This is a genomic window from Runella sp. (assembly GCF_965279615.1).
Classification (GTDB): Bacteria; Bacteroidota; Bacteroidia; order Cytophagales; family Spirosomataceae; genus Runella.
The window spans coordinates 1,299,066-1,318,202 of record NZ_OZ257252.1 but is presented as its reverse complement, the minus strand read 5'-3'; the positions used below and the strand labels follow the sequence as shown (position 1 = coordinate 1,318,202).

At 44.7% G+C, this 19,137-nt stretch carries 18 protein-coding genes; 10 read left to right on the top strand and 8 right to left on the bottom strand.

Annotated features, from left to right (window positions below; genetic code table 11):
- Positions 1 to 4: 4 nt before the first annotated feature.
- Together lipA and ACQY73_RS05890 are read right to left on the bottom strand one after the other, a co-directional pair.
- The gene (gene lipA, locus ACQY73_RS05895) at positions 5 to 883 is read right to left on the bottom strand and encodes a lipoyl synthase (RefSeq protein ID WP_428662784.1); all 879 of its coding nucleotides are present in this window, start codon (positions 881 to 883) and stop codon (positions 5 to 7) included.
- A gap of 71 nt (positions 884 to 954) precedes the next feature.
- Complete coding sequence (locus ACQY73_RS05890) at positions 955 to 1,713, bottom strand: hypothetical protein (RefSeq protein WP_428662782.1); 759 nt, start codon at positions 1,711 to 1,713, stop codon at positions 955 to 957.
- A gap of 219 nt (positions 1,714 to 1,932) precedes the next feature.
- On the opposite strand from ACQY73_RS05890, the gene ACQY73_RS05885 reads away from it, so the two are divergent.
- Positions 1,933 to 2,361 carry an OsmC family protein gene (locus ACQY73_RS05885; protein ID WP_428662780.1) on the top strand — a complete coding sequence of 143 codons (429 nt, stop codon included), beginning with the start codon at positions 1,933 to 1,935 and terminating at the stop codon, positions 2,359 to 2,361.
- Positions 2,362 to 2,394: 33 nt separating this feature from the next.
- Positions 2,395 to 3,207, top strand: a complete 813-nt coding sequence (locus ACQY73_RS05880) for an N-acetylmuramoyl-L-alanine amidase-like domain-containing protein (RefSeq protein WP_428662777.1) — start codon at positions 2,395 to 2,397, stop codon at positions 3,205 to 3,207.
- 14 nt (positions 3,208 to 3,221) lie between these two features.
- On the opposite strand, the gene ACQY73_RS05875 is transcribed toward ACQY73_RS05880, so the two are convergent.
- A complete protein-coding gene (locus ACQY73_RS05875) occupies positions 3,222 to 4,265 on the bottom strand; it encodes a DNA/RNA non-specific endonuclease (protein WP_428662774.1) in 1,044 nt (347 codons plus the stop codon).
- Between the two features lie 114 nt (positions 4,266 to 4,379).
- Here ACQY73_RS05875 and ACQY73_RS05870 point away from each other — a divergent pair, with 114 nt between their 5' ends.
- From ACQY73_RS05870 to ACQY73_RS05860, 3 genes are all read left to right on the top strand, one after another.
- A complete protein-coding gene (locus ACQY73_RS05870; RefSeq protein ID WP_428662771.1) occupies positions 4,380 to 5,618 on the top strand; it encodes an NAD(P)/FAD-dependent oxidoreductase in 1,239 nt (412 codons plus the stop codon).
- A 126-nt stretch (positions 5,619 to 5,744) separates the two neighbouring features.
- Positions 5,745 to 6,974: a hypothetical protein gene (locus ACQY73_RS05865; protein ID WP_428662768.1), complete on the top strand. Its 1,230-nt coding sequence runs from the start codon at positions 5,745 to 5,747 to the stop codon at positions 6,972 to 6,974.
- A gap of 25 nt (positions 6,975 to 6,999) precedes the next feature.
- On the top strand, positions 7,000 to 7,794 hold the full coding sequence (locus tag ACQY73_RS05860; RefSeq protein ID WP_428662765.1) for a formylglycine-generating enzyme family protein: 795 nt from the start codon (positions 7,000 to 7,002) through the stop codon (positions 7,792 to 7,794).
- Between the two features lie 5 nt (positions 7,795 to 7,799).
- On the opposite strand, the gene ACQY73_RS05855 is transcribed toward ACQY73_RS05860, so the two are convergent.
- The gene (locus ACQY73_RS05855) at positions 7,800 to 8,396 is read right to left on the bottom strand and encodes a C40 family peptidase (RefSeq protein ID WP_428662763.1); all 597 of its coding nucleotides are present in this window, start codon (positions 8,394 to 8,396) and stop codon (positions 7,800 to 7,802) included.
- Between the two features lie 270 nt (positions 8,397 to 8,666).
- On the opposite strand from ACQY73_RS05855, the gene ACQY73_RS05850 reads away from it, so the two are divergent.
- From ACQY73_RS05850 to ACQY73_RS05840, 3 genes are all read left to right on the top strand, one after another.
- A complete protein-coding gene (locus tag ACQY73_RS05850; RefSeq protein ID WP_428662761.1) occupies positions 8,667 to 9,164 on the top strand; it encodes an N-acetyltransferase family protein in 498 nt (165 codons plus the stop codon).
- A gap of 62 nt (positions 9,165 to 9,226) precedes the next feature.
- Positions 9,227 to 11,329, top strand: a complete 2,103-nt coding sequence (locus ACQY73_RS05845; protein ID WP_428662758.1) for a thioredoxin domain-containing protein — start codon at positions 9,227 to 9,229, stop codon at positions 11,327 to 11,329.
- A 23-nt stretch (positions 11,330 to 11,352) separates the two neighbouring features.
- Positions 11,353 to 12,150, top strand: coding sequence for a queuosine precursor transporter (locus tag ACQY73_RS05840; RefSeq protein WP_428662756.1), 798 nt, complete (start codon positions 11,353 to 11,355; stop codon positions 12,148 to 12,150).
- A gap of 310 nt (positions 12,151 to 12,460) precedes the next feature.
- Here the strand turns inward: ACQY73_RS05840 and ACQY73_RS05835 are convergent, their stop codons facing one another.
- The 3 genes from ACQY73_RS05835 to rlmF form a co-directional block, all read right to left on the bottom strand.
- Entirely contained in the window at positions 12,461 to 12,958 is a 498-nt protein-coding gene (locus tag ACQY73_RS05835; RefSeq protein ID WP_428662753.1) for an SRPBCC family protein, read from the bottom strand.
- Positions 12,955 to 13,275, bottom strand: a complete 321-nt coding sequence (locus ACQY73_RS05830; protein ID WP_317165840.1) for an ArsR/SmtB family transcription factor — start codon at positions 13,273 to 13,275, stop codon at positions 12,955 to 12,957. The genes ACQY73_RS05835 and ACQY73_RS05830 overlap by 4 nt, the downstream gene beginning before the upstream one ends.
- A gap of 363 nt (positions 13,276 to 13,638) precedes the next feature.
- Positions 13,639 to 14,607: a 23S rRNA (adenine(1618)-N(6))-methyltransferase RlmF gene (gene rlmF, locus ACQY73_RS05825; RefSeq protein WP_428662751.1), complete on the bottom strand. Its 969-nt coding sequence runs from the start codon at positions 14,605 to 14,607 to the stop codon at positions 13,639 to 13,641.
- A 179-nt stretch (positions 14,608 to 14,786) separates the two neighbouring features.
- Here rlmF and ACQY73_RS05820 point away from each other — a divergent pair, with 179 nt between their 5' ends.
- Positions 14,787 to 15,248: a cupin domain-containing protein gene (locus ACQY73_RS05820; RefSeq protein ID WP_428662748.1), complete on the top strand. Its 462-nt coding sequence runs from the start codon at positions 14,787 to 14,789 to the stop codon at positions 15,246 to 15,248.
- 76 nt (positions 15,249 to 15,324) lie between these two features.
- On the top strand, positions 15,325 to 16,167 hold the full coding sequence (locus ACQY73_RS05815; protein WP_428662745.1) for a helix-turn-helix domain-containing protein: 843 nt from the start codon (positions 15,325 to 15,327) through the stop codon (positions 16,165 to 16,167).
- Positions 16,168 to 16,776: 609 nt separating this feature from the next.
- On the opposite strand, the gene ACQY73_RS05810 is transcribed toward ACQY73_RS05815, so the two are convergent.
- A complete protein-coding gene (locus tag ACQY73_RS05810) occupies positions 16,777 to 19,134 on the bottom strand; it encodes a DUF1565 domain-containing protein (protein WP_428662743.1) in 2,358 nt (785 codons plus the stop codon).
- Positions 19,135 to 19,137: the final 3 nt, after the last annotated feature.

The following is a 19,137-nucleotide window of genomic DNA, read 5'->3' as shown; positions in this document are numbered from 1 at the left end:
CAAATTAGATCGGCACATTTACGTGCCGCTCAGAATGGTAGCTTGAACGAACCAACGGTCCGGATTCAACGTATTTGAGGCCGCGCTTTAGACCTTCTTCGCGGTACATTGCAAACGTTTCGGGATGAATCCACTCGATTACCTCGTGGTGCATTTTGGTGGGTTGCAGGTATTGACCCAACGTCAGAATGTCGAGGCCGTGCGCCACCAGATCATCCATGGCTTTAAACATCTCGTCCTGCGTTTCTCCCAAACCCAGCATGATACCCGATTTGGTCCGTTTTCCAAAATCTTTGGTACGACGGATCTGTTCCAGACTGCGCTCGTATTTGGCCTGCGGACGCACCGCGCGGTAAAGTCTTGCTACGGTTTCTACATTATGCGATACTACTTCCTGTCCGGCCGAGATCATACGCTCCAGCGCCGCCCAATTGCTTTTGGTATCCGGAATCAAGGTTTCTATGGTGGTAGCCGGACTTAATTGTTTGGTCAAAACCACGGTTTGATGCCATATATCGGCGCCGCGATCTTTGAGTTCGTCACGGTTTACGGAGGTAATGACCGCGTGTTTTACGCCCATTGTTTTGATGGCTTCTGCCACACGGCGCGGTTCGTCAACATCGTATTCATTGGGGCGGCCTGTGGCTACGGCGCAAAAACTGCAACTGCGGGTACACACATTTCCTAAGATCATGAAGGTCGCGGTTCCTTCTCCCCAACATTCCCCCATGTTTGGGCAATTGCCGCTTTCGCAAATCGTGTGAAGTTTGTTGGTATCTACAATGGTCCGAACTTTTCGATACTCGGGACCTACGGGTAATTTTACTCTCAACCAATCCGGGCGTTTTTTTCGCTCAGATGTTATAACGGGAAGTTCTATCATTCTGAAGTTAATGTTACCGGTTAACAGTTATTTGACTCATTTAACGATCAACAAATAACGATTAACGAAAGTTACTTTTTATTTCCGAAAAACAAAGTTACATAACCCGAAGTGAACAAACTACGATTTTCGGCAAAAGGTATAATCACGGGCGCTTTGCTGAACAACTCCGTTAGGAAACCAACTTCCAAACCGGTCAGGTTACTCCGAAAGGCACTCAATTCAAAACTGAAGGCGATTTTGGCGTTTACTCCCGGTACGATCTTCGACTTTCCAAGACCCTGCAAAATGTTGCCGGCTCCCAGAATATTGCCCAGGTCTGTATGTTTCATTGGGTCATAGGCTTCGGTCTTCACCACTCCCGGACGTACCTGATATTGAATGTAATACGGCTTCAAAATACCCAATGAGGCGCCAAAAGCCACAATCCCGTTGATGGAAATCCCTTCGTCATTGCTGCGATTGGAGAGGATAATTTCACGGCCATATTGGGGACGTAACACAAAGAGATAATTCTGTTTTCCCGGCGTAAATCGCGACCCTGTATTGCTTGATTGGGCGAGTTCTTTGGGGTGTCTTACATTCACCAGTTCCATGGCTAAGTATCGGTATTGAGCTCTCCCGAACAATTCATTTTCGAGGCGGGTTGAATGCCGAACCACTAATCCACCCAACAGCCCTGAATTGGTGTTGGTCGTAATTCCGTAGGTAGTTATAGAGGAATACTCTTCCGCTTCATCCTCAAGGTTTGTTTTGGTACGACGTTGTTGGCTCCATGCCGCTTCATTGAAGAGCAGAAAAGCCAAAAGTACAGTTGATATCGCTTTCATCAGAATTAACAAAAAATTTATCTAAACGTAACAAGAATACTTAATAATGTCAAGTCAATATACGTTAAAAAACGCTTAAAGGTTGCCGTTACTTTCAACAAATTAAACTATTTTAATGCTATCATGGTTTGCGATTTTTTTCAAATCGTAAATTGCCGCTCTTTTGTTCAATGGATTATTTGTCAATTTTTTAGCAATTAAACATAATTTTTGCTCACTATGCCAACCGTTCAAACCACTTACCTTGGTGACTTGCGCACGCAAGCGACTCATTTACAATCAGGAACAACGATCATTACCGACGCGCCCACCGACAATAACGGCCGGGGAGAGGCGTTTTCTCCCACCGATCTGGTAGCAGCAGCCTTAGGCAGTTGTATGATGACCATCATGGGAATTGTGGCCCGGCGCGATGGAATTGATTTGAAGGGGTCTCAAATGGAAATTACCAAAGGCATGTCGGCCGAACCGCCGCGCAAAATTGCCAAAGTAGAGGTCAAACTGTCGATGCTGACTGAGGCCGAACTCAGCGATGTGGAGAAAGCAAAATTGGAACGCGCTGCCTATACCTGCCCGGTTGCGTTGAGTCTGCATCCTGACATTGAGCAGGCCATTACCTTTGAATGGAATGTAGCCGTGGAAGGATAATCCGATTACCTGTACATTTTTCAGCTAAAAATAATGACGCATTGCTCAGTGCTTGCTTTCCTGCTCAGTTGCCTTTTCAGCCATTCTCTTTGTGCCCAAAACGAGTCTGTTTTTGCCGAAAAGATGCGCCTGCCCCAACAGGCAACCAAGGCTGAAACAGCACTGAGCATTGCCCGAAGCTTTTTGGAAAAACCGTACGTTTCGCATACGCTGGAACAAACTCCCGAAGCACTCGTTTGCAACTTGCAAACTTTTGATTGCTATACTTTTGTGGAGTCTGTTCTGGCGCTGACGTTGACTCGGGAAACTTCAGGTACATATAAAGAATACCAAGATTTTCTCCAAAAACTGCGTTACCGTAACGGAAAGATCAACGGATACGGTTCGCGACTTCACTATTTTTTAGAATGGAAACAACAGGCGATTGCGCAAGGATGGCTCACGGACGTGTCAGCATCTTTGGGTGGAATAAAAATACAGCCGTCGATTCAGTTCATGACGAGCCATCGGACGTTGTATCCTGCCTTACACGACGAAAATGCGGTAAGTGAAATTCAACAAGCGGAAAAGCAATTGTCGGAAACGCCGTGGTATTATATTCCTAAAAATAAAGTTGCGGCCATAGAGCCCAAATTACAGAACGGCGACATCATCGGCATTACCTCAGGCATTGCCGGATTAGACTTTAACCACGAAGGATTTGTGGTAAGAACCGGTGCTCGGGCATATTTATTACACGCTTCTTCTGATCTGAAAAAAGTAACACTATCGGCCGAGCCGTTGGCAGAATATCTTGCCCGAGTCAAAAAACACAGCGGAATAGTGGTGTTGCGAATGAAAGAGTAAACGTTTTTAAAACCCTAGTTTCTGGCGGCAAACCAGCCTTTGGTGGTATTGGCGCTTTCTAATTTCTTCTCCAGGGCATCGGGCAAACGTGGGAAAAAGTCAATGCCTGTCATTTGCTCAATTTCGTCCACACTTACCACAAACGTTTTAAGGTTTTCGCCGGAGAATTCATTTTTGAGCACAAAACCGATCATGCGCGGTTGAGAATCGGTGAGGCAGAGAGCGATCTTATAGTATCGCTCAGGCACTGCGATTTCATTTTTGTTGCCAATGGTGGGTAAACCGGGCTTCAATACCGGTCCCGTAACGATGTATAATTCGCCGTCGCGTTGTGCCCATTGACGGAATTTCTGTTCCAGATCGTTCCAGATACCACGGTTGAAATCAGGTACTTGGGGGCTGATATTGCTTAGGTAGAATGTCTCCTGTTTTTCTTCCGGAGTAAGGTTAAAATCGCCGGCAGGAGCGAGGTGCCCTCGGTCATAGCCCGAACGCGTATAGTCGGAAGTAACCGCCGATCCCGTGGAAACAAGCGGATCGGGCACAAATTTATTGCCGTCGCGTGAAAGATAAGCGTTGGCTTCGTCGTCGGTGAGTTTGTAGGCTACCCAGTCGGCCTGTTCATACTGCTCGCGATACCGAAGTGTGTATTTGTTATGGCGAATGATCTGATCGTTGGAGCCAATGGCGGGCAGGTTGAAATCTTTTGTTCTTGAATAGTCTGCAGTAGAGGAAGAATTGGAGCTTTTTTCCTCACTTTCTTCCTCCGTTGTTTCTTTGGATTTGTTTTCCAGCCCTTCTTTTTCCAGTAACGTGCGGTCGTCGGAAGCCACGTCTTCGGTACGGTCATCCACGGCTACGTCGCCCGGTTCAGGGTTTTTATACGGGTTGTCTCCACGGTCTTTAGGGGCTTTGTCGTAGATAAACACACTTTTTACATCATTCCAGAAGGCAACGAGCGGTTTGGTTCGACCGCGATAATGCAGCACCAGACCGATGACAATAAAGAAAAAGAGTAAATAAAGCGTATTTCCTAAACGTAATCCTTTGCGATGCATTCTGATGTCAGCGTTTTTGATAATAAACGCAAAGAACGGCATAAAACGTCTCGATTACCATCGGGATGCGCAAAGATTTTTGGACATTTGCAGCTAAAATTCAACTTTCGAAACGTGCAACAATTTCATATCATTGTCATCGGTGGAGGTGCGGCGGGATTTATGGGGGCCATTACCGTCGCCGAGACCTTTCGTGATGCCAACGTCATCCTTCTGGAAAAGAATAAAACATTACTCAATAAAGTGCGCATTTCAGGAGGCGGGCGCTGCAATGTTACAAATGCCGTGGCTACTTTGCCTGAATTGTTGAAAGGCTATCCGCGTGGCGCCAAATTTCTGCGCTCGTTGTTTGAAACATTTAACAACCAACATACCGTTGAGTGGTTTGAGCGTCGCGGTGTTCCAATCAAAACAGAGCCTGACGGGCGCATGTTTCCCGCCACCAATACTTCTGATACTATTGTGGAATGCCTGATGAGAACGGCCCTTAAAGCGGGCGTTCAAATTCGCACGAGTGCGGGTGTCAATCAACTGAAACCTATAGATACGGGTTTCGATGTCATTCTTCAATCGGGAGAAATACTGCATGCTGACCGGGTGTTGGTTACTTCGGGTGGGCATCCGCAGTTGAGCGGTTACGATTGGTTGACCGAATTGGGCGTGGAGGTTGTTTCGCCGGTTCCTTCGTTGTTTACGTTCAATGTGCCGGCGCTTCCGTTCAAAGATCTGATGGGTGTTTCGGTGAGCGGCGTTGGGGTAAAACTGGCGGGCAGCAAGTTGGCCGAAACAGGTCCTTTGCTTTTTACGCATTGGGGCGTGAGCGGTCCGGCAGTGCTGCGACTGTCGGCGTGGGGCGCGCGTGAATTGTCCGACAAAGAATATCAGTTTGTTTCGTTGGTAAACTTTACCAATAAAAAGCCGAATGAGATCTTGCAGCAACTCACCGATTTTCAGCGCGATTCGGGGTGGCGAGCCAAGTTTGTACCTACGCAGGCTCCCTTTGGATTGCCTCAACGTCTTTGGAAACAATTGGTCGAGTTGGCCAATATTCCGGACACCATGCGTTGGGCCGATCTGCCCGCCAAGAACATGAATCGATTGGTAGAACATTTAACCAATTTTCAGTTGGACGTGCGCGGCAAAACGACGTTTAAGGAAGAATTTGTGACCTGCGGTGGGGTGGCCCTGTCGGATGTAAATCCTAAAACCTTGGAAAGTCGTAAAGTGCCGGGGCTTTATTTTGCCGGTGAAGTATTGGACATTGACGGCATTACGGGTGGCTATAATTTTCAGGCTGCCTGGACTACAGGATACATAGCAGGAACCCAAATAGGTGCGTCTTCTTTGGTATAAGAACCTTTTACCGTTAACTAAGTCGCGATTGCTCCTGATAAGAATATGCGTTAAATTGGCGTTATCATAGTGGTTGTGCATACATTGATTGTGTAAAACTCTACCATTTAGCTTTGCTGAACGCCCATGAAATCTTTCTTATTCCTATTGACACTGTTATTGTTGGCCGGAGCAACGTATGCTCAGAAAGTCACGTTTGATGACTATAAAAAACGCGGAGATGCCTGTTTTACCAAACAGGATTACCAGTGTGCCAAAGATAACTACGAGCGCGCCCTGCGTATTCGTGATAACGATGCATATTGTACAAATCAGCTCAAAAAAGTAAACGACGCCATTAAAAAGGCGGCCCAACCGGCCCCTAAAAAAACAACCCAAAAAGACCCGAAACCCGTAGAACGGGAATCTGAAACGGTTCGTATTGCGGAGTTGAACAAAAAAGACGGCGACGACCTTTTTAAAAAAGGAGACTACGAAGCTGCTCAAAAGAAATACGAAGCGGCACAGAACTCACCCGCTTTTTCCAACGACGGCTATATAAAAGAACAGATAAAATTCTGTCGTTTGGCGGCGGCGTTTCAGAAAGATGCCAAAAGTGCTTTTGCGCGCGGAAATGGAGCGGAAGGGTTGGCTTACCTGAAAAAGATCTTGGAAATGAACAGCACAGACCCTCTCACAAGGCAACAAATCACGGATTATCTGCAACAAAGGGGAGATCAGCAATACGCCAGAAATCAATTTAACGAGGCAAAGAAAAGTTACGAAGAAGCCCTGCCGTATGCAGATATTCAAACCAAAGGAACATTGGCAAACCTGATCAACAGTTGTGATAAAGAAATAAAAGCAGAAGCTGACAGAAGAGCCGAAGCCGCAAAGGTGGCCAAACAGGAACCGAAAACAACCCCTAAAGAGTCTAAACCGGAAACTCAGAAAGTCCCTGAAACAAAACCGGTCGAACCTGCTGTGAAACAGGAAGTTGTGAAAAAAGAAGCGAAGCCCGTACCTGAAGTGGAACTGATCTCAAAACCTTCGGTCGTTCCAAAGATCATAACAGCCGGCATTGGCGTAGGCGCGCTTGCTTATGCGTTCGTACTGAACAACCAATACAAATCCAAGTTGGATAATTTTACTTCCCTCAGTCGTTCGTCTGAATATCGTCAATGGCGAGTGGCGTACGATGACGTAAAGGCTGCCCGCAGCAAAAACGGCCTGATGAATGCCTGTCTGGGAGTAGCGGTAGGTGCCGTGATCGTCGAAAGCGTCTTGCTGATCAAAAAACCCAAAGCAAAACGGGCGGCTTTGCAGTTGAATTCCTCGTCTCAAAATTGGGGCTTGGCACTTCAGTATCATTTTTAAGACTCTAACCCATATTTTATACACCATGAAAAAGATCAGTTTTTATCTTCTGTTGTTGACCGTAACGAGTTGTAAGTGGGAAGAGCCTTCAGTAAATCCTTTGTTTGAGATGGTATTGGTGGATGGAGGAACGTTCGATATGGGCAGACGCGCCAACGATGCGATATTGGATATCCAAAAAAGAGACGATGAGATCCCCGTTCATACCGTTACATTAAACAGTTTTTACATCAGTAAATACGAAGTGACGGTCAAACAATACCGCGATTTTTGCGAAGTAACCGGACGTACTGCTCCCACCAATCAAAAAGATGAAAACCCGGTAGTAGGAGTAACCTGGAACGATGCGGTAGCGTATTGTAACTGGTTAAAGCAGGAAACCGGCCAGGCGTTTCGCTTACCAACGGAGGCAGAATGGGAGTTTGCGGCACGCGGCGGTACCAAAAGCCAGGCTTTTATTTATGCCGGAAGTAATGCATTGGCAGATGTAGGTTGGTTTGACGGCAATGCAGGGCGTACGGTACATCCGGGTGGGCAAAAACAGGCGAATGAATTAGGACTTTATGATATGAGCGGTAATGTATGGGAATGGTGCAGCGATTGGTATGGCCCATATTCAAAAGAAGCGGCGACAAATCCCAAAGGGCCAAGTTCTCCAAGTCAGGGAGCAGTTCATGTGCATCGTGGAGGTTCGTTTATGTTCGCAAATATTTATTGCAGAATAACGTATCGCGGTGGGCCTATTTATGGTACCGCGCCCAACGTCGAAACATTTACCAATTCCACCATTGGTTTCCGGTTGGCCGCTGACGTAAAATGATTTTTTCAAAAAGGCCGCATGGCCTTCACAAAACGATTTTTGAAGTATTTGGAGTAAAGGTTATCTTCCCGAACTCCCTTGGAGGAAGAGGCATGAATGAACAGGATTTCGTTTTTGCCCTTCACTTCCGTCACAATACCGACGTGCGATACGTAGCCGGCTTTGCCGGCCTCCGGTACGTAGAATATCCAATCGCCTTCTTTGATATTATGCACTTCTTCGATCTCGGTGCCAAATTCAGCCTGTTGCCATGAGATACGCGGTATCTTAAGCCCTACTTCGGTGTATACACTTGCCAATAATCCCGAACAATCAATGCCGCGCCGGTCGTTGCCGCCGCTGCGATAGGGTGTGCCGGTGAAGGTACGTGCTGTGCGTACAATGTCACGGACATAATTAGTGTAGGCGCCTTTGGGTTTGACGGCCAATGGACGTTTGGAAGCAGGTGCTTTTGCGGCCGGGCGCGAGTTGGTATTTCTTGAAGGCGATTCGGTGGTTCGGAAAACTGCGCATGAGCTTAAAAACAAAGAAAAACAAAGGCCATACTGCAGAAAAAAGAAACATCGTTTTGGAACAGACCAAGAGTGTAGACGAATGCGCATGGAGTTAGGGATAACCGGTCAATGATAACAACTTACTTCGTACCTTATGGGTGGGTTTTGCAAAAATAACGAACGAATGAGAAAATTAGCGTAGATGTTTTTCATTTTTACCAACGGCTATAACAGCACAACTTTTTGTTCTTTATCTTTCATTGTCCGCAATTCTCTTGTGAATTGCTTTCTTCAACGTTGGGTTAACCGAGCCGGAATGCTATTTTTGGGAACTTTGAAAATCAAAAACTGTTTTAGAAAAAAGCCCAACAACCACGAATGATTGAAATAATTACGGCAAACGAGGCACATTTGCCCGATATCAACCGCATTGCCTACGAAACCTGGCCTTCTACTTTTGGGGCCATTCTTTCCGAAAAACAAATCTCTTACATGCTCGACTGGATGTATAGCATACCGTCGCTCAGAAGTCAGATAGAGGAGAAATCGCACGTATTTCTTTTGGCAAAAGAAGGAGATGAATACCTCGGATATGCTTCTTATGAATTGAATTACAATGAATTGTCGAAAACAAAGATCCATAAGATATACCTGTTGCCCCTAAGTCAGGGCAAAGGCGTTGGGGCGCTACTGATCAATCGCATTGGAGAAATAGCGGCTGAGAACGGTAATGATACGCTTTCACTCAACGTAAATCGGTATAACAAAGCCATTGGGTTTTACGAAAAAATGGGTTTCAACATCGTCGGCAACGAAGACATTGACATTGGAGACGGTTTTCTGATGCAGGACTTTATCATGGATAAGCCACTGTGATTTTTAGCTTTAGGTGACTGTTTCAAATTTTTTACTTATTCACACTTTTTTCACGATCCGCCATGTCAAATCGCCTTATAAACCAAACGTCCCCGTATTTGCTTCAACACGCTCACAATCCTGTGGATTGGTATCCGTGGGGAGAAGAAGCATTGACTAAGGCTCGTACTGAAAATAAGCCCATCATTGTAAGTATCGGCTATTCGGCCTGCCATTGGTGCCACGTGATGGAGCGGGAAAGCTTTGAAAAAGAGCAGGTTGCAGCGGTCATGAACGCTGATTTTGTGTGCATAAAAGTAGACCGCGAGGAGCGCCCCGACGTGGATGCTATTTACATGGATGCCATTCATGCCATGGGTACGCGGGGCGGTTGGCCGCTCAATGTCTTTCTGATGCCGGATGCCAAGCCTTTTTACGGGGTTACGTATTTGCCCGCGCAAAATTGGGTGCAATTGCTGGGCAGCGTAAAAAATGCGTTTGTGAATCACAATGACGAATTGGTGAAATCGGCCGAGGGATTCACGGAAAACATGCTCATCAAAGAATCTGATAAGTACAACCTGCACGTAGGGGCAGGCCTTGCGTCTGCCCAAAACACGGAAGCCGGAACGAGGGCAGAGGCAAGCCCTGCCCCTGCAATAGAAGATCTGGACGAGATGTTTGAAAAGATAAAAGCGCATTTTGATACCGAAAAAGGAGGAATGGACCGCGCTCCCAAATTTCCAATGCCTTCCATTTACAAATTTCTGTTACGCTATTATGCCGTATCTAATAACCCCGAAGCCCTGCGCCACATTGAGTTATCATTAAATCGCATTGCTTTGGGCGGAATTTATGACCACGTAGGCGGCGGATGGGCGCGTTATTCGGTGGATGATGAATGGTTTATCCCGCACTTTGAAAAAATGCTTTACGATAACGGGCAATTGTTGAGTATTTATTCGGAAGCTTATACGTTGACAAAAAGCGAATTATACAAAAGCCGGGTATACGAAACCATTGAGTGGCTTGCCCGCGAAATGACGAGCGACGAAGGTGGATTTTACTCAGCCTTGGATGCAGACAGTGAAGGAGTGGAAGGAAAATTTTATATCTGGACCCAAGCCGAATTGAAAGCCATATTAGGCGACGATTTTGAATGGTTTTCTAAACTGTATAACACCAAAGCAGCGGGTAATTGGGAGCATGGATATAACCATTTGCACCTTATAACCCCTCCTCGGCTCTCCCCTGTTAGGGAGGGAGATAGAACTACTCCCTTCCCCTCAGTGGGGGAAGGGTTGGGGATGGGGGTTTATAAAAACGCCCTACAAAAACTCTTCAAAGCCCGTGAAAGCCGCGTACGTCCGGGGTTGGATGATAAGATTCTGGCTTCTTGGAATGGATTGATGTTGAAAGGATTAACGGATGCTTATCGGGCATTTGGCGAAGAAAAATTCAAAGAATTGGCTTTGGTCAGCGCGCGTTTTCTGAAAGAAAAAATGACTGCACCCAACCACCAATTGTGGCACAGTTACAAAAACGGCAAAGCATCCATTGTGGGATTTCTGGAAGATTATGCGGCAGTAATTGACGGTTATTTGGGACTTTATCAGGCTACTTTTGAAGAAGACTGGCTCGACGAAGCGCTGAAATTAACGGCTTATGTCGTCGAAAATCTGTACGATCCTGAAGACGAATTTTTCTATTTTACAGATGCCAATGCGGATGGCCTGATTGCACGAAAAAAGGAAATTTTTGACAACGTAATTCCCGCGTCCAACTCCCTCATGGCGCAAAACCTCTACGCTTTGGGGACTATTTTTGATTACGCCGACTATATAAAATTATCAGATTGGATGCTCGCCAAAATGCGCAATGCGTTGTTGACGGATGTGCAATGGGGCACCAACTGGGCGGCATTGTACGCAATGCGGGCCAAACCAACGGCCGAAGTTGCCATCGTGGGAGAAGACATGGATGAAATTCGAAAACAACTGGAATCCCGCTTTATTCCCAATAAGATTTTGGTCGGAACAAAAAGGGCTTCGGAGTTGCCCCTTTTGCAGGAACGTACGGCCAAAAATGAGTTAACGACTGTTTATGTTTGTTTTAACAAAACCTGTAATTTACCTGTTTATAGCATTGAAGATGTTTGGAAACAACTCAATTATCTCAACGAATAACCCTTAACACCTGTCACCCATCTATGCCTAACGCTACTGCTTTTGAACAGAAAAAACAGTTTCTGTTTCTCTTTCTGTGTGGTCTTTTTCTGACCAATGCTCTCATTGCGGAGATTATCGGTGTCAAAATATTTTCCGTTGAAGCACTGCTCGGAGCGTCGCCTGCGCAGCTGCCTTTGTTTGGTACCAAATTGGATTTTAACATGTCGGCGGGAGTGGTCAACTGGCCCATCGTTTTTATTACATCCGACATCATCAATGAGTATTTTGGTAAAAAAGGTGTTCGGCGCATTTCGTACCTGACGGCCATTTTTATTGCTTATATGTACATCGCCATTTATTCAACCACTTCATTGCCGCCTGCCAAATTTTGGTTGGAAATCAACAGCAAAGACAGTTTCGGCAACGCTATGAACATTGACGGTGCTTTTAATGCGATCTTTCGGCAGGGGTTGGGCATCATGATCGGTTCAATTGTGGCTTTTTTGATCGGTCAGGTATTGGACGTTACCATCTTTTCGTGGTTGCGTCGCCGTACGGGCAGCAAGCATATTTGGCTGAGAGCCACGGGTTCTACGCTATTTTCGCAACTCATTGACAGCTTTGTGGTGATCTTTATTGCTTTCTATCTTTTCGGGAACTGGTCGGTGGCACAGGTGATGCAGGTGGGGAGTATCAACTACATTTACAAAGGCTGTGTAGCTTTATTGACCACTCCTGTTTTGTACGTTGCCCATTACCTGATAGACCGTTATTTAGGGAAAGAAAACGCACACCAACTGGCCAACGATGCCGCCGCTTCCAGTTTTACGACGATGTGATGGAGTAAATTAAACCAGATAAGAGTATGTTTTGGAAGTCAACAAAATAGTAATAAAATGAGAATCGGTGTAACTTTGGTTTAATCAGAACTAAAGTAAATGAAAAGTAAGATTTCAAGAGTTTACCACACGGGTGGCCCGCAACGAAAGCGTAAACTTAGTTTGAGGGCAATCTTAATCGGTTCGCCGCACGATCACCATGGGCTCGCAACGGCGTACTGTGCCTCGCGCCGTTGCGGGCCCCGCGATGGTTCAATAAAAATCATCCCTACAAAAATAGGCAGGCAATCAAAATCTTTGAAAACGAAGATCATTTTTGCGATAAAGTTGCCAACAGGCCTTCCAGATTTTTCAATGTCGCCATGAATCCTTCTTTGAAGCCCATTTCAATCATCTTCTCCATACGTTCAAGGGATTCATTATAAATAGTAACGCTCACTTTTGTCTTTCCATTTTCTTCGATGAAATTCAGATCCCATTCAGAACCCGGCAATTCAGGATTTTCATTTTCGTCTGCAAAAGCATTCAAAAATTTAAAATTGGTTTTCGGGCTAATAGAAGTGTATTTCTGAATAGACCAACGTTCCTGTCCTTCCGGGCTTACCATAGCATAAAATCTTCTTCCGCCCGGTTCAAAATTCATAACTTTTGTTTTTGAGGACCAGGGCTTAGGTGCCCACCATTGATCAAGAATTTCCTGTTTGGTAAAAGCGTCCCATACCAGTGAAAGGTCGGCATCAAATTCCCTGTTTATAAATGCCGTTTTTTTTGATTTGTCCAGTGTAAAATCAAATAATAAGTCGTTCATTTTTTTTGTTTTTTAATCGTTGATAATACGTTGTCAAGTTGATTGAAGCGGGTTTCCCAAATTTTTCTGAATTGGTCAATCCATTTATCTATCTCTTTCATTTTTTCAATTTCAAGTGAGTAGTAAATTTCCCTGCCCTGTTGTTCCTGTCTTACCAGTTGGCATTCTGTCAGTATTTTAATATGTTTTGATACAGCCTGTCTGCTTGTCTGAAAATGTTCTGCAAGGGCATTGGGGGTCATTGCCTGTATGGCAATCAATGTAATAATTGCTCTTCTTGTTGGGTCGGCAATAGCTTGAAAGATGTCTCTTCTTATTTCCATTTTTAAATTATTTGCAACTATATGGTTGCAAATATAAATGCAATTATTTGGTTGCGCAAATTTTGCGTGAACTATTTTTTGTTGGAATGAAAATGTAATGATTTTTGAAGTGATTGAGAGTTGCAATAGCCTGACCGCTAGGGAGAATCCCATATTGGGAGCATTCATTTCTCTGCGTTGTTCGTCAAGCCGAAAATTGTGTCAAGTGATGATTAATGCTCCCAACATAGCAACTATAAATTTGCCGATATGGCCATTAAAGCTGAATAGCGAAACAAAAGTTGATTTGTGCTGACCATTCTTATCAAGGCAGTTTTGAGCAGGCTGCCGGCTATTGCGGCCTTTTCAGTTTCTCTTTTATGAGAAACGTTCCTGCCGCCATACTTTTTGTTGATGATTACCTAAGAATGTCCACGCTACAATGCGGCTGACCTTTTGCCCCTGCGCCATTTCAATCGTTTGTGTATCAAAGGCTTTTACTGTTTTCAGGGATTTGTAAATGAAAGGCAGCGTTGTTTTTTTGGAGACCAAAGTAGTAAACCAAAAACACCGGTTGGCTAGTTGGGCGCTTTGCTCGATCATCCGGGTAATGAATGCCTTTTCGCCGCCTTCACACCATAATTCAGCATTCTGACCGCCAAAATTCAACGTATCTTTTTTGGCCAAATTCGTCCGTCCGAGGTTTTGCCATTTACGTTGCGTCCCCGCCGAAGCTTCTTCCTGTGATGAATGAAAGGGAGGATTGCACATCGTAAAATCAAAGCGTTCGTTGGGCTGCACAATGCCTTTGAAAATAGAGGAAGGCGATGATTGCAAACGGCATTCAACGAAAGGCGTAAGAGCAGGATTGGAAGTAATGATCCGTTTGGCGGATTGCAACGCTTTGGGGTCAATATCGGACCCGACAAACGACCAGCCATAACTTTGATGGCCAATGATCGGATAAACACAATTGGCGCCAACGCCAATGTCAAGCCCCGTAATGGCCTTACCCATAGGAATATCTGCGTCATTTCCTGCGCTCAACAGATCAGCGATATAATGAATATAATCAGCGCGGCCCGGAATGGGCGGCCGCAGGTAATTGGCGGGGATGTCCCAGTAATGAATGCCATAAAAATGGATAAGAATGGCTTTGTTGAGCATTTTTACCGCCTCTGGATTGGCAAAATCAATGGATTCGTCGTGGTATTTATTGAGCGATACAAAGGGTGCAAGGGCAGGGCAACTTTTGATCAATGCCTTGAAATCGTAGCGAAACCGATGAGGGTTTCGAGGATGAAGACCTTGTTTTTCAGAAGAAGCTGATTCTATTTCGGAAGACATTGGATAAAATGAATTTTTAATGACAACGCAGGAACCGGAAAAATAATCCAATACAGCTGAATCAAAAACAGTACTAAGGATGATTGTCGGAGCAATTGGCTGAAATTCAACGATTTTTTACCACAAATTCCACTGCCGAGCGGCGGATATTTGCATTGTACAATTCAAACAACGCTACCATGCAAACATCTTTTATACTGAATGAAAGTGAAGGGCGCTTACCTGAAGCTTACAACGTTTTGGGAATGCCCGTTACACTCAAAATTGCGGGAAGTGACACCCAAGGACAAATGAGTATGTTTTGGGCTGAATATCAAAAAAATCAAGGCCCGCCTTTGCATTTACACAATGTGGACGAGACCTTTTACATCACCGAAGGCGAGTTTATTTTTCAGACAGGAGACACACGCATTACGGCCACTGCCGGCAGCACCGTTTTTGTGCCGCGCAACATGCCCCACGCTTTTCTTACCATAAGTGAGATCGGCAAAATGCTGTTTATGGTCAATCCTACCGGGAACGTAGAAAAGGTATTCGAAAAATTGAATGAGTTTCAGGAAATGCCGTCGATCGCAGAAGTTGTACGAGTGCATGAAGAGCTCGGCTTTAAAATTGTCGGCCCCCCATTGACGAATGAATAGCAGCATTAAATTGGCTAAAAACAAATAAGCCAATAGTTGATTTTTTACCTAAATTTGAGTAAATGAACCTGTTACTATGATTTGCAAGCGCATCAGTCCCGGGCTTTTTGTGAGCGGTTACATCAAAGAATACTTGCTGCTGCACATGAAGTTTGATGTAAAAGACACCCCTCCGGTCAAAGCCTATCCTGTCAATCCTGAAGAAGGGATCACCTTTCAGATCAGAGGGAATTTGGTGGCGGAAAATCCGGAATTGAATTCGTCTGAGAAAAGACCCCAAACATATGTGTTTGGATTGCCCGATTCGCGTCAGAATTTTTGCCTGTCGCACGAATTTATGATGGTACACGTTCGGTTTCATTCGGGAGCCATGTTCAAACTCTTAAGAATTCCTATGAACGAACTTGTCCATCAAAACATTGATGCCGAATTGATCTTCGGAAAAGAGATCAAAGAAGTAAATGACCGATTGGCCAATGCCCGTGAGTATGAGTCGATTCCGCTGATCTTAGATGCCTTTTTTGCCAAAAGAATCAACCAAATTAAGTACGGAATGCAACCGATTGATAAAATCGGACGGTTGATCTTAGCAAATCCTCAGGGTTTTAACTTGGCAAAAATTGCAAACGAAGCTTGCCTGAGTTTTCGACAATTTGAAAAAAGGTTTGCGCAACAAATAGGAATTACGCCTAAATATTTTGCACGCATTTGTCGCTTTTATCAGGCGTATGAACTGAAAGAATCCCAACCGAATCTTGACTGGCTGAGTATTGCGGTCCAAACGGGCTACACCGATTATCAACACATGGTCAAAGATTTTAAACGATTTGCCGGGACAACTCCCAACACCCTCATTCGGGAAAGTGTGCAAAATCCGGAACGTCGCCTCAACCTTGCTTCTGATTTTGTAGGAGTTTAAAAACACGCCCTTTTTAGCAACGCGCAGCGCCTTGATTTTTCACCATAACAAAATGCCCGCTTCTCAAGAGCGGGCATTTTGATGTAAAAGTATATTTAAACAAAAACTGTACATTGTACTTTATGCGGAATATTTATTGCAAAATAATGTAAATAACGGATTTATATTTTTTAATTGTTTTTTTAATCCAAATTTAATTTCTTTGTTAAAGCTATTATGGAACAATAAAAATAACTTTAATGGCGTATAAGCATTGCATTTAGTATTCTTAACCTGGACAATGGCACCCTAGGTGCTGAAAGCAATTATGCAGATGTATCGACGCGAATTGGAAACGTCGGCCACGGCAAAAAAATGTAGACATTGAGGCGCGCGAAAACGTCGGATGTCGGGTTTGATGACGAATGCAAAGCAGGAGAGAAGGCCCGAAAAAGGCAATTGGCAAGGATGGATTTTATGCGTAAAATGACCATCAACTCATACTTCTTTGAGCGTTGAAAAGGCTGTAACAAATAGCCTACGAACGAAGAAGTGCTCCCGTCAAAAACCCAAATAGATTTAGTTTGTATTGACCAAAACTACCCTCCGCGTTTGCAGAGGGTAGTTTTTTTATTTGAGGAGCAATACTATTTTTATAGTTTGTTGGTTACGAATGATTTCAAGGTCTATCTTTCCGTGCCAATTGATGGCCTGATAAATATCCAACAGTTCATTAATGTTTTTGACTGCTTTTCCGTCAGCCGTTCGGATGACGTCTTTTGCCAGTAATCCTGATGTTGCCAAAAGGCTTTTCTGACCCGGTGAGACGATAATAACGCCTGTTTCGTTGGGCAATCCGTAGGCCGAGCGCTCGCCTAAACCTTCGACGTTTTTGAGTGTTCCGCCCAAGAAAGAGATCGTTGACGTTTTACCCGAAAGGGATTGTGTGCTGATAAGAACAGGAATGGCCGGCTGTTGCGCCAACTTTTTCAGCGACGGCTTTTGGACACCGAAGGCATTCATAGAAAAATTTTTAAAGCCGATTTTTAAAGCGGGAGAAGTTGCCAAAACGGCAAAATTGCCCGCAGAAGCGTTGGCAAACAATGGATCACCTATTGTACTTTGCGCATCTGTATTGTTTTTTTGGGCCAATGCCAAAGAAGAAGAGTCGGGAAAAAGATTTTGATCAATGGAATGTCCCCAATCGTTGATCTGAATCGGAAAGTATTTTTTCAAAACGATATTGTGCCGAAATTCATCGCCGCTGTTTTTAAACCAAACGTGCGGGTGGAAAGAGTTGTTGACCATAATGTTGTTTTCCACTTTTCGGTAAAAACCTTCCCGCAGTTTGAGGCCACCGTTGAGGCAAACGTTGTTGTAAATGTGATAATTGGAAGAGCCATCATCCAGGTCAATATCCCACCCGTGGTCGCATCGAAAACGGTTGTTACGGATAATGGTCTGTTTTTGAGCGTCCAGCAAAATCAGTTCAGGATGCACCGCTACAATACTGTCCATGTATTTGCGATTGGCGTACCAAAATCGGTCACGCCCCCAAGAGTTAAAGGCGCCGTGGTCGCCCGTTTCCAGTACCGTGTTAAAAACGTCGTTGAATTCCAAAATATGCCCGCCCCAAGCGCCATCGCCGATGTTAATGCCCGCGCGGGGCGTGTTGTAAATACTGTTATGACGCACCAAAATCGAAGCCGACAGTTCTATTTGTACGCCCGTAGCTTGCTTTTCCATCTGTCCCACATCGTGGATCAAGTTATCCGCCACCGTACATTCCTGCGGAAAATTGTTGTTTTGTGGCCCCGGTGTTTTGTCCAGTTTTTCGTAAGGAATGGAAAGCTCATAGCGGAAAGAAGGAGAACGTGCGGCTTTGGGGTCACCTACAAAAGCCACGGCGCTTGCTCCGATGTGATGAATGTGACAGCCGCTGATGGTGTCTTGTTTATTATAATTGCTTAAAACAATGGCATTTCCACCTAAGTCGAAGAATTGACAATCGGTGATCGTACAATTTTCGGTTCCGTCAAAGAGAACCGCGCCACCTCGATAAAACGTCCAATCACTGCGTACCAACGGTTCCTTTGTTTCCATAAAACTGCGTTCGGTATGCACGAAATGTAAGTTTTTCAGTTGAACATTCCGCATAGGTTTTTCGGCCGAGCCGTGCAACTCAATGACGTTTTTAAGTGTCGAAACTTCCATCAACGCAGTAGAAAGGTTGCTGTTTTTAGGCGGGAAAAAGTATAGAGTTCGGTTTGATTTATCAAAATACCACTCGCCGGGAGCGTCCAATTCTTCGAAAATATTTTCCACAAAACGATGCTGTTTGTGCATAGGAGAGGGGCGATTATTTTGCCAACCTCCTTCCAATTTCAACTCACCCTTTTCATCTTTTCCCTTGATCAAATAATGAAATCCACCCCACTCACCCGAGTGCAGCGCATGGACATAACCACCCGTAGGATTTTTCCACGTTTTTGCTCTTTCGGGCGAGATCGCGTCTGCGGCTGTACCGTGAAATACGCGAGCGTTGACATCGTAATTGGGATAACGTGCTAAGTGTTGAAGTTGACCGCCGATAAAAAGTTGTTCAAATGAAATGTTATCAGGAACAACTGCTTGAAAAATACCTTTTTGATACGGTTTCCATTGGAGTTTTAGCTTTTGGCCTCCGTCGATAACCACGCTCTCTTTTGCGAAAGCTGAAATTTCCAGAGAAGTAAAGAGCGTTTCAGAAGCATTCAGAATAAGGGTTTTTTCTACATAATAAATGCCTGTCCTCAATTGTATTTTTACGCTTTTGCCTGTTGCTTGGTTGGCACTTTTTATGGCTTTAGTGAGCGTTTTGAAAGGCTTTTGCACCGTGCCGGCATTTTGATCACTGCCATAGGGTGCTACATAAAAGTTTACTTGTGAAAAGGCTGTTTCAGCAAAAAGCAACGTTGCAAAAAAGAGAAAAAATTGAATAAAAGCCATGAT

Coding starts and splice junctions, on each gene's coding strand:
- ACQY73_RS05840 (WP_428662756.1), top strand. CDS start 11,353: ATGCCTAACGCTACTGCTTTTGAACAGAAAAAACAGTTTCTGTTTCTC.
- ACQY73_RS05865 (WP_428662768.1), top strand. CDS start 5,745: ATGAAATCTTTCTTATTCCTATTGACACTGTTATTGTTGGCCGGAGCA.
- lipA (WP_428662784.1), bottom strand. CDS start 883: ATGATAGAACTTCCCGTTATAACATCTGAGCGAAAAAAACGCCCGGAT.
- ACQY73_RS05875 (WP_428662774.1), bottom strand. CDS start 4,265: ATGCATCGCAAAGGATTACGTTTAGGAAATACGCTTTATTTACTCTTT.
- ACQY73_RS05850 (WP_428662761.1), top strand. CDS start 8,667: ATGATTGAAATAATTACGGCAAACGAGGCACATTTGCCCGATATCAAC.
- ACQY73_RS05885 (WP_428662780.1), top strand. CDS start 1,933: ATGCCAACCGTTCAAACCACTTACCTTGGTGACTTGCGCACGCAAGCG.
- rlmF (WP_428662751.1), bottom strand. CDS start 14,607: ATGTCTTCCGAAATAGAATCAGCTTCTTCTGAAAAACAAGGTCTTCAT.
- ACQY73_RS05860 (WP_428662765.1), top strand. CDS start 7,000: ATGAAAAAGATCAGTTTTTATCTTCTGTTGTTGACCGTAACGAGTTGT.
- ACQY73_RS05820 (WP_428662748.1), top strand. CDS start 14,787: ATGCAAACATCTTTTATACTGAATGAAAGTGAAGGGCGCTTACCTGAA.
- ACQY73_RS05815 (WP_428662745.1), top strand. CDS start 15,325: ATGATTTGCAAGCGCATCAGTCCCGGGCTTTTTGTGAGCGGTTACATC.
- ACQY73_RS05810 (WP_428662743.1), bottom strand. CDS start 19,134: ATGGCTTTTATTCAATTTTTTCTCTTTTTTGCAACGTTGCTTTTTGCT.
- ACQY73_RS05845 (WP_428662758.1), top strand. CDS start 9,227: ATGTCAAATCGCCTTATAAACCAAACGTCCCCGTATTTGCTTCAACAC.
- ACQY73_RS05835 (WP_428662753.1), bottom strand. CDS start 12,958: ATGAACGACTTATTATTTGATTTTACACTGGACAAATCAAAAAAAACG.
- ACQY73_RS05880 (WP_428662777.1), top strand. CDS start 2,395: ATGACGCATTGCTCAGTGCTTGCTTTCCTGCTCAGTTGCCTTTTCAGC.
- ACQY73_RS05855 (WP_428662763.1), bottom strand. CDS start 8,396: ATGCGCATTCGTCTACACTCTTGGTCTGTTCCAAAACGATGTTTCTTT.
- ACQY73_RS05890 (WP_428662782.1), bottom strand. CDS start 1,713: ATGAAAGCGATATCAACTGTACTTTTGGCTTTTCTGCTCTTCAATGAA.